Consider the following 9,835-nt stretch of genomic DNA (forward strand, 5'->3'; position numbering starts at 1 on the left):
TGGACACTGAACAGCTGACCGTGGAGGAACTCAGATCTCTTATTTGGCGTTACTTTATGAGCTACTGGAACAACCGCCGTATCTGCTCCGCCAACGGCGGCCTTCCACCCGCTGTCAAGAGAGAGCGCTTCTATCTGTCCCTCACTGCGGCTGCTGCTTAGATCCTATATTCCTTGCGTGAATTGTGTCAACTCATATTGACAAAATCATAGCTTTACAAAAGGCGCTTGTTGTAGAGAAAAATACCGATTCAGAATAACAGTTTTTTTATTTGTAACATAATGTTCTCGTTCATTCGAGATTCCTGTTCTCCCGGCGCAGATACCATCATAGGCGGAATACCTGTCACAGAGGGGGACGATAAACTGGGATCGTATTGGAAAATTTGAAACGACAACAAACAACGGCAGGAACTGGCTGCTATTTAAACCGTGTCCTGCCGTTGCTTGTTATATTCAGTTGATCCCTAAAACTTGACAAGGGATGGTATGGGTCATCGTGTAAAGTGAATCAAAAGGGATTCCCTCTTCAAGCAATGCCGAAAGAAACCGCAGCATTCCTTCTACCGGCAGTTCCCGACCGGACTGCCCGCGATCCGAACTAAGGAAGCAATGTTCCGGGCCGACCGCTTGAATATGCCGCACCATATCCTGGACTGTGCAGTTGTGTTCCGCGATATTGTACCAGCATTTCTCGATCCAGACGCCCCGTTCGGCCAATTCCAGCTGGGTGGGGGCGTCGATCCGGGTGCGGTCAAATTCGGGGTGCGTCAATACCATTCGTACACCGCGGCGCACACCCTCCTGACAAAGCAAAATGCTTTCCTCTGGGCTGATGTGTCCGGTGGCCAAAGTGGCGTGGTACCGTTTCACAATATCCATAATTTCAAGGACGGCCGGCTTCAGGGTCCCCTGCTCTTCCAGAATGGTAATGCCCTTTCGGTCAAAAAAGTCGCCGGGCATATTCCCGGAACGCAGAGAATTTTGCGCGTCCCGGGTGGGCATCCAGACGATTTTTGCCCCCCGTTTCAGCGCATTCTCCACCGCGTAGGGGTTGAGCCCGCCCACAGGCCAGTTGAGGGCGATTCCACCATAGGCTCGGGCGGTGGAACTGCTGTGCCGGTTGACCAGCGCCGCCCGCGCAGCGGTAGATTCGTAATGGGATTTCAGCATGATCCCCGCCATCCCAGCCTCCCCAGCCGCTTGAAGCAGGCCGAAGTCATCCAGGGCGCGGTTGAACGGGGAGGGGGCGGCGTGCATATGGAGATCGTAAGCACCTTTTAATAGGATCCGGGCCTGTTCTAAAATCTGTTCCATAAAAATCCTCCTACAAAAAGTTTTGTATGGCCTCTTAAAGCCTGTTTAAAATCTGAAGCTTTACTCAATTTTTCTCGAAAAATTGCGGATTCCAAAGGCAGAGCCTTTGGCCGCGTCCCGCAGGATGCGGAAGCTTTATCCTGAGAAGCGTATTTTTCGGGTGAATTGCTGCCCTTTAGGCGGCAAGAGGGGGCTTTTTACAAGAGAAAAAGCCCCCTGCAAAAGATTTTGAATAGGCTCTTACAGGAAAGAGGGTGGCCAAACCGGCCACCCTCTTTTTTGGTTAATCTTCGGAATTGCGCTCCGCTTCGGGGAGGGTCAAGTCAAACTTTTTATGTTTTTTAATCAGGACCGCCAGACTGCCAGCCGCGCCGATCATAATCAGGGCAGCGAACATACCGCCGAAGTTTGCGATAATCTTTACCCCATTGACCCCCACAGCGGCAATCATGATGTACCCCACGGCCATTGCGACAAAGCCCCAGATACATTTGAGCCAGATCGGTGCTTCCGGGTTGTCCGGGCTGATCCCCCGGGTAGAAATACCCGCCATGGCGATGGTATTGGAATTGCAGGCAGTAACGGTGGACAGGAACACCAGAAGGACAAACAGCGGAATGATGATCTTTCCACCTGGCAGGGCGGAGAGCATCTCATAAGGGACATTTTCGGTGCCCAGGTCGTAGGCGGCGCACAGGTCTGCCAGTCCGGATTTCTGTACCCACAGGGCTGTGCCGCTGACCAGGATCATCCAGATAGCGCTGATGCTGGCGCACACGCCCACATACATCCCCAGAACGGTTTTGACCTTCCGCCCATAGGCGATGCGGCCCATGAATGCGCCGGAAGTGGGGGCCCAGGCCATCCAGCTGAACCAGTAGAAGGTGGTCCACCACTGGGGCCACTGGCTGTCCTGAGAGGCGCCGGTGATCAGGATGCGTTCCAGAAAGGTGCCGGCAAAGCCGCCCAGAGCTTCAGTGGACAGATTCAGCAGGAAAGGCGCGTTGGAGACCAGCAGCAGGAAGATCAGGAAGATCGCGAAGCCGTAGACATTGATGTTGGAAACGTGCTTCATCGCTTTCTGGATGCCGGATACAGCGGTCGCTACGGTGACAGAGCCGAGAACGATGGCTACAACCAGCCACATCCGGACATCGGAAGGGATACCGGTGATCTTGGAGATACCGCCCGAGATGTTCATAAAGGCCTGCGCCACAGAGCCGGCCATACCGGCGCCGATGGCGAACAGGGTGACAGCGTCAATGATCTGCATCCAGCGGGGGGAATAAGCCCGCTCACTCAGCAGCGGGGACAGTTGGCAGGCGATGGAATAGGGCTTTTTTGCATTGTAGTACATAAAGCCAAATACGACCGCGGGAACCGCATAGATGCAGTAGGGGACGATGGTCCAGTGTAAAAACATGGTTTCCATCGAGAATTTCATCGCTTCCGCGCTCATAGGCTCCACACCGTAAAGCTCTGTGGGAGGATAGAGAAAGTGCGCAATCGGCTCCGCAGGCCCCCAGAACAGGACGCCGGCAGCCATTGTGGTGGTCAGGGCGATGGTGAACCATGCGAAGTTGGACAGTTCCGGTTTTGCGTCCTCGCCGCCGATACGCACATTGCCGAATTTGGAGAACCCTGCCCATACGCCGACTACCACAATAAACAGAGCCAGAATACTGGCCGCCCAGCCCAGATTCGCGATGATCCAGTTGTTGATATTGTTGATGACGCCGAGGAAAACGTCCTGGCTGATCAGGCTCAGCACCACAAAGGCCAGCAGGATGAGGAACGGCGGGAAAAAGGTCATGGTACGCAGCTTCATATTCTCCTGTTTGCTTTTCACATAAATTCCCCTCTCTCTTTTTAGTATTTCCTTATGCAAGGGGGCTTTTTCTCTTACAAAAAGCCCCCTCTTAGCTCTGACTGCAAGTCAGAGCCAATTCACCCCAAAAATGCGCTTCACAGGATAAAGTGTTCCGCCGCGTGCGCGCGGCGGCAGGGGCTCTGCCCCTCGACCCCGCAATTTTTTGAAAAAAATTGAGTAAAACTTTCGAACCTGTTTTCAAGCAATCCCTACTGTGCGGACAGAGGCAGATAATCCTCTGGGTGGCGGTCGGTGAGCACCGTATTGAACGCCCGTTCTTTTGCGACGCGGGACAGATCGACCTCGCCGTAAAGGATCGCTTCCTCTTCTACGCCGCAGGTGCACAGCAGCTCTCCCAGGGGGCTGCGCAGCTGGCTTTTACCGGCGAAAATCTCCTCGCCGGAAGGCCCGCAGCGGTTGACTGCCGCCATATAGACCAGATTGTCCAGGGCATTCGAGGCCAGGTCGATGTCCCACCATTCCTTGAAATAGTGGCTGGCGCGCCATGCGGCGGGGACAAGCACCACTTCTGCACCGGACAGGGCCAGCAGACGGGTGGTCTCGGGGAAACATACATCGTAACAGATCACAACGCCCAGCCGCCCCAGCTTTGTCTCGAATACGGGGTAGCGGGAGCCGCGGCGGAGATAGGTCCGCTCATCCCCTACCGGGTGGGTCTTGGCGTAGTGCCCGAGGAGCTCCCCTTGGTCGTCCAGCAGGAACGCGGCGTTTTCTATGCCATCCGGTGTGGAAAACAGAATAGGGGCGAGGATATGGACTTCCAGTTCTTTCGCCAAGGCGCGCATACGGGTCAGGCTGGGGCCGTCCTCCGGCTCTGCATAGCGCATCATATCCGGGATGCGGCTGCCGAAATACCCTACCTGAAAGACCTCGGGCAGGCAGATGAGTTTTGCGCCGTGGGCCGCGGCTTCCCGGACCAGGCCCTCCGCCTTGTCCAGGTTGGCTTGGACATCAAACAAGATGCAATCCATCTGGACCAGCGCCAATTTGTAACTTGTTAACATCTCACGCATTGCAACATCCCCTTTCAGGCCGCGGGGGCAGCCGGTCATTGTTTCAGCACCTCAGCTTCACCCGGGCGAAGTTCGTTCATTTTTTCCTTTCGGATACCAAACAGGACAGCACTGACCAAGAAGAGCGCCAGGGCAATCGCCGTTTCAATCAGCCCGGTCGCGATGCAGCCCATCGAAACCGCGAGGATGGGGGTAAGGGCGATGATAAAGACCTCAACGACCGACTGTAGTGTGTAAGCATATCCATAATCACTCAGGGTACCGCTCTTGGCTTCAGGATCCACAATGCGCAGCAGCGTGACACCGATCGCCACAACGCCGGTGGTCCAGCCAAACACGAAGATCGAGCGCTCAAACCAGAAATTGTGGAACAGCTTGCGGCCAACGACAAAGACCAGCACAAGAGAGGTGAGCGTGCCCAGCAGGCAGAGCAGGAGGATGGGTGCGGCAAATTCCATCACCACCGTGATCGAGATGGATGCAACGCCAAATCCCACCAGATAGTCGGTAACCATGCTGCCGATCCGCCCTTCCACATGCTCGTCCACGCTGTCGCGGAAAGGTGTATGGTTCAGGATCGTCTGGATGATGACGCCGAAAATCATAGTCAGGCACATGACAGGCAGTTCGATGCTGGGGAGATACTGCTTATACCAGTCATAAAACAGATAACCGGCCAGAGTAGCGATCAATGTCAGCGCCAGATGCCAGGCCAGAGGGTCCATCGACATGGGATTAATGGTCTCTTCGCCCATGGATGCGCGCTTGCCGGGGGGGACGATACCGGTGCGGCAGTCTTCGGGCAGGGATTCCGCCTTGTCGACCAGGCGGGTTGCCCCTTTTCGGGTGGCGTAATTGATGCAGGCGATACCGCCGAACAGCCCGGTCAGCAGACCGATGGTGGCAAAGGTCTGGCCGATGACCACGCCATCCTCCCGGCCCAGCAGGTTGTTCAGGGCGGTACCGATGGTGGAGGCATAACCGTGGCCTCCTAAATAGCCGGAGGGCATCAGCAGGGAAATCTCAATAAATACTTCAGGGAACAGAAGCATGACCAGTGCGCCGCCGATCAGCATAGCGATTCCAAAACAGAAAAATTCAGCACCCATGTTCACGCAGAAAGAGTCTCCCACCTGTTTAAACGTCTTCTTTGCGCCGGCCCCGCTTTTTTTGCCCAAAAACAGGCCGCCAAACAGTACGCATACCAGCATATAGGCATAGGAACCGATCCTGCCGCTCCAGGGAATGATGTTGAGGAACTGAGGTCCCAGCAGCAGCCCGAAGATACCGGCCAGGACCGATGCGGGGATATAGAACATTTGCAGAAACTTGATATTGGACCGCAAAAACTGGGCGATAATCAGCAGGAGAGACATGAAAGCAAAATCATACAGAAACGACATGTGCGTATAATCCATAAAAGACTCCTTTCTACAGCTGTATATACCTGAAACAAAGCCCTGCCCGGAATTTTGGGGAACGGGCAGGGCAAGAATGCAGTCAGATATGCGCCTTAAAGAAGGTATTCATGGCGGCGCAAAGGCCCTCCAGTTTGGGATCGCCGTCAAACATCCATTCGTTGTGCTTGCCCTCTACGTAGTACAGCGCTTTCGGTTCCTTGGCCAGCTTGTAGGCATCCTCGGCCTCCTCGCGGTCATGCAGCTCGTTGTACTTTCCGTGGCCGACAAAGACAGCACAGTCTGGAGCCAGCTTAGGCAGAATGTCCTGAACATTGAAGCGGACGAACGATTCGGCGATCACGGAGGACATGGGGGTGGGGAACGGCTCGGCATTGTTGTCAGAGACGATGGACGCCTCTACGCCGCCGTTCAGCTCCTTCAGGGTGTGATCCACATAGAAATCGCCGGATTCGTCGATGTTGGGATAGAACTCGTAGGGATGACGCAGGACAGGGTCGCCGGTAGAAACCCGCTTATATTTGTCCTCCTCCAGGGCGCGGAGCATCTTATAAAACTTGTCGTTCCCCATGCCCATGCGCATCCAACGGCGGCCGTCGGTGAAGGAATTCAGCGTAGCAACCGCTTTGACAGTCTTATCCCGGTAAGCAGCATTGACGCACACAGCGCCTCCTACGCCCCAGCCGATGAGCGCGATATGCTCCGCGTCCACCTCGGGCTGGTGTTTAAAGAAGGTGAGTGCGTTGTTGACGTCGTCCACCTCCATCTCCAGGGTGGTGTATTTGTCCATGCCACTGATGCCGCCGGAGGGCTTGAAACCCCGGTAATCAAAGCCCATGCACACATAGCCGTACTGGGTCATCTGACGGGCGAACATCGCGGGGTAGACCTTGTTTACGCCGGTCCAGCCGGAGTTTGCGATGATGCCGGGGCGCTTCTCCCCTTCCTTGTAGTCGTCGGGAAGGTAGATGGTTCCTACCATACGGGTCCCCTCGCTGTAGAAAATGACTTCTCTCTGTTTCATAAGATAGACATCCTTTCTAAAAATAATGATTTTGGACAAGCGGTGCATGATGTTTTGTTGAAATACAAGTACATTGTACTCCAAATAAGGAATAAATCAACCCTATTTTTGAAAATAAAAAATATTTGTTCCTTTAAACAAATTAAACATGTTATTTTTGTTCCATATGACTGCAAAAAGGATCAAATATTCTTATTTTACGTCAAACATAGACCACCGTTCAAATGGTGGGGAACAGAAGCAGGTTTGACCTTGACGCTGCGACAGAAACACAGGTATAATAGACATGGACCGACCAAAACGGATACGCAGGTGATGATGATGCAGGAAAATATCATTGATGAGATCGCAAAAATCAAAGACGTCTTACCCAAAAAGCAGCAGAAATTATGCCATTACCTGGTGATGAACTATGAGCAGGTAGGGGTGATGACCGTTGCCGAGCTGGCCGAAGCGGCTGGGGTTGGAACCACTACGGTGATGCGTTTGGTTCAAACGCTGGATTACCCCAGCTTCAGTGCATTTAAAAAAGATCTGCTGAATGCAGCGTTGATGCGTACGACCACCTCCTACCGGGGGTTAAAGCAGAGTTTTAATGACCCTGCCGGAAATGCCGCCGGCGATTGTTTCAGCGCAGTGATGTCGGACGGGATCTGTATGCTCGAAAATTTGGGAACACCATCCAACCGGCAGCAGTTTGACCGGATTCTCCAGATGCTGCTGGGGGCCCGGAGAATATGCCCTTTGGGGCTGCGCTCCAGCCGGCCGCTGGCGCTCTATTTTGAGTATGCAGTGAATAGCTTTTATCCCCATGTCATGCAGCTTGCCCACGATTTGGATTATGTCTACGACAGGGTCTCTCTCTATTTGGAGCCTGGGGATGTGCTGCTGGTTATCTCGATATGGCCCTGTACCAAAAAGACCATCGACGTGGCCCAAATGTGCCATGACCGGGGGATATCAATCGCGTTGATCACCAACACCAGCTTGAATCCGATTACGAAATTTGCCGACGCAGTCATTGACACCAATTCTGTCAACCATATTAGCGGGGACACAGTGATCTTAGCTGTGCTGGAAGCCCTTGTCGCTGAGATGGGCCGCAGGACCGCGCCGCAGTCTACCGAAAATATTGAGCGGATCGAGCGTATTCTGACAGATCATAACGTCGTTTTGAAAGAGTACTGACAAAGAAAAAGAGAGGGGCTCTGGAACGGCAAGTTCCAGAGCCCCTCTCTGTGTCAGTCGATTTACGCTTCCAACTTTTCCTGTTTCTTTTCTGCGGTATTTTTTATGGCATTTAGGGGGTACATTTTCCCCTTATCAGCAGATATTCTTTGCATGTTTGCTGTATCTTGCGGTTGATTTTTTCTCGTTGGCTCCCCCTTTACGGGAGCCTTTACGTTACTTTGCTACCCTGCCCGAACATCAAGAAAGGGTGAGCCAAGTAAAAGCAGCAATAAGAGGTTATCAGCAACAGCGCTGCGGTGCCATTTACATCACTTTTTCGATCAAGTCCTCCACCTCGCAGCACAGGGTTTTTGCCAGCATTACCAGATATTCGGCTTGTGCTTTATTGATGTTCTTCTGCCGCTGTTCGTACTGCTGAATGGTGCGAAGCGGCACACCAGACTGCTCCGCCAGTTCCCTTTGGCTGAGTCCTGTATTTTGCCGAAACAGTTTTAGATTTGTTTCAGGGTTTGAGGTACGGTACAGCTCGTTCATCTTGTCGCAGAACTGCCGGATATCCATTTCGTGATAGGGGGAATACAGACCCATAACGATCTTGATCGGGATGTGGCGGATAATATCCGCAAAATAAAGTGCGGTCTCCCATTGGTAGTAGGCCAGCGACCAGCCTGTCCAAAATTCCTCACTGCGGTCGATGGGATACCGAGGCTCAATGCGGTCTGCGTGTATTCCGGATAATGTTAGAACCGTATAAGCAAGCTCCACGCCGGATAGCCCTGTGATCACAGAGTAGTCGCCTTTCTCAAAACGTGTAGCCACGCCGGACGAGAGAAACAGGTCGAAAAACTCCGAGATATCATATTGAAGGCTGTACACCGCAAAGTCCAGCATCCGGCCAAGGGCAGATTGCGCTTTGGACAGATAGACCTTATCGTAAGCGTGGATCACCAGGTATCATCTCCTCATCTATGATTTGCATAATATACAAATCGCCGCGCTGTCGTCTGCCGCGCTCCGCACTAAAGTATTCCCGGCGGGCGGACTTATCACGCAGTATTTTCTTTGCATACCATTCTTTGCTTTCTGCAACTTCATAGCCTGTAAATTGAATCCGTTCAAATGCCTGCCTGCTTTTCAGGACGAATTGCTGGCCAAGTTTGCCTAAGTGCATAGCGTTGTTGAGCTGGCGATAGGAAATGGTCCCATTGATAAAGTCCTGCGCAAAGGAAAAGTAACTGTCATCTGCGCGATAGCCGATGATAGCATCACAGCTCTGGTAGTCCACAGAAAAATTCGTGCGAATATAATCCTTGGCTTCCAGCGCCAGGCCAGAGGGAACATCAAACTCCCGGTTTTCCAGCAAGACTGCCAGCCAATGCAGGAGGCAGAACGCTGTCCCGTTAAGATCAAGAACCGATAACCCATCGCAATCCAGTTCATAGCAGTTGGCATATCCATTTTGATTGACAGAAGCTCCCCACTCTTTTGCCATCTGTAGGCTGTCGGTACAGTAAAAGCCCAAGCCATAGTCATTATAAGGTTTCCCATATCCAAATTTCGGTTTGTCAATAATCGTGTTGGAGCCATGGTAAAGGTTTCTGATCATAGGGGCGATCCTCCTTCCTCCAATATATTATACTTCTTTAGGAGTATAATAGTCAACTGCGCTTACCGAAGTAAAAATTTTGGCGAGACAGGTGAAGCCCCTGCCGCGCCGTCTTTTCTTACAGGTTGCGCTGTACCGCAGAAATGGTATGATAGGACCATGACGAATCGAAACGGAGGTTTTGGAGGATGGAATATCGTACATCGACAGTGGAGAAAATCAGGGAGTTTTCGAGATATTTGCGGGAAGAGGAGCGGGAAACGGCGACCATTGACAAATATTCACGGGATGTAAAGGATTTCTTCATATGGCTGAAAGACCGGGAAATAAGCAGGGAACGTATGGGGGAATGGAGGGGATATCTCCTGCAAGCAGG

At 52.6% G+C, this 9,835-nt stretch carries 8 protein-coding genes and 1 pseudogene; 2 read left to right on the plus strand and 7 right to left on the minus strand.

Annotated features, from left to right (window positions below; genetic code table 11):
• Window positions 1–455: 455 nt before the first annotated feature.
• From C814_RS15600 to C814_RS15620, 5 genes are all read right to left on the minus strand, one after another.
• Window positions 456–1,316: a DUF6282 family protein gene (locus C814_RS15600; RefSeq protein ID WP_016316333.1), complete on the minus strand. Its 861-nt coding sequence runs from the start codon at window positions 1,314–1,316 to the stop codon at window positions 456–458.
• A 283-nt stretch (window positions 1,317–1,599) separates the two neighbouring features.
• Complete coding sequence (locus tag C814_RS15605) at window positions 1,600–3,165, minus strand: BCCT family transporter (RefSeq protein WP_016316334.1); 1,566 nt, start codon at window positions 3,163–3,165, stop codon at window positions 1,600–1,602.
• Between the two features lie 230 nt (window positions 3,166–3,395).
• Window positions 3,396–4,220: a carbon-nitrogen hydrolase family protein gene (locus tag C814_RS15610; protein WP_242829015.1), complete on the minus strand. Its 825-nt coding sequence runs from the start codon at window positions 4,218–4,220 to the stop codon at window positions 3,396–3,398.
• Between the two features lie 35 nt (window positions 4,221–4,255).
• Window positions 4,256–5,638, minus strand: a complete 1,383-nt coding sequence (locus tag C814_RS15615; RefSeq protein ID WP_016316336.1) for a sodium/glutamate symporter — start codon at window positions 5,636–5,638, stop codon at window positions 4,256–4,258.
• A gap of 82 nt (window positions 5,639–5,720) precedes the next feature.
• A complete protein-coding gene (locus C814_RS15620) occupies window positions 5,721–6,662 on the minus strand; it encodes an alpha/beta hydrolase (protein WP_016316337.1) in 942 nt (313 codons plus the stop codon).
• 315 nt (window positions 6,663–6,977) lie between these two features.
• On the opposite strand from C814_RS15620, the gene C814_RS15625 reads away from it, so the two are divergent.
• Window positions 6,978–7,850, plus strand: coding sequence for a MurR/RpiR family transcriptional regulator (locus C814_RS15625; protein ID WP_016316338.1), 873 nt, complete (start codon window positions 6,978–6,980; stop codon window positions 7,848–7,850).
• A 306-nt stretch (window positions 7,851–8,156) separates the two neighbouring features.
• On the opposite strand, the gene C814_RS15630 is transcribed toward C814_RS15625, so the two are convergent.
• A complete protein-coding gene (locus C814_RS15630; RefSeq protein WP_016316339.1) occupies window positions 8,157–8,801 on the minus strand; it encodes a helix-turn-helix domain-containing protein in 645 nt (214 codons plus the stop codon).
• Complete coding sequence (locus C814_RS15635; protein ID WP_016316340.1) at window positions 8,782–9,459, minus strand: DUF3990 domain-containing protein; 678 nt, start codon at window positions 9,457–9,459, stop codon at window positions 8,782–8,784. The genes C814_RS15630 and C814_RS15635 overlap by 20 nt, the downstream gene beginning before the upstream one ends.
• Before the next feature lie 188 nt (window positions 9,460–9,647).
• Here C814_RS15635 and C814_RS24195 point away from each other — a divergent pair.
• Window positions 9,648–9,835, plus strand: a pseudogene (locus C814_RS24195) (site-specific integrase); the annotation flags it as partial.

It is taken from the genome of Anaerotruncus sp. G3(2012) (assembly GCF_000403395.2).
In the GTDB taxonomy this organism is placed as follows: domain Bacteria; phylum Bacillota; class Clostridia; order Oscillospirales; family Ruminococcaceae; genus Anaerotruncus.

Bases quoted from the DNA above. Each gene is read 5' to 3' on its own strand.
- C814_RS15600 (WP_016316333.1), bottom strand. From the start codon at position 1,316: ATGGAACAGATTTTAGAACAGGCCCGGATCCTATTAAAAGGTGCTTAC.
- C814_RS15610 (WP_242829015.1), bottom strand. From the start codon at position 4,220: ATGCGTGAGATGTTAACAAGTTACAAATTGGCGCTGGTCCAGATGGAT.
- C814_RS15615 (WP_016316336.1), bottom strand. From the start codon at position 5,638: ATGGATTATACGCACATGTCGTTTCTGTATGATTTTGCTTTCATGTCT.
- C814_RS15620 (WP_016316337.1), bottom strand. From the start codon at position 6,662: ATGAAACAGAGAGAAGTCATTTTCTACAGCGAGGGGACCCGTATGGTA.
- C814_RS15625 (WP_016316338.1), top strand. From the start codon at position 6,978: ATGATGATGCAGGAAAATATCATTGATGAGATCGCAAAAATCAAAGAC.
- C814_RS15635 (WP_016316340.1), bottom strand. From the start codon at position 9,459: ATGATCAGAAACCTTTACCATGGCTCCAACACGATTATTGACAAACCG.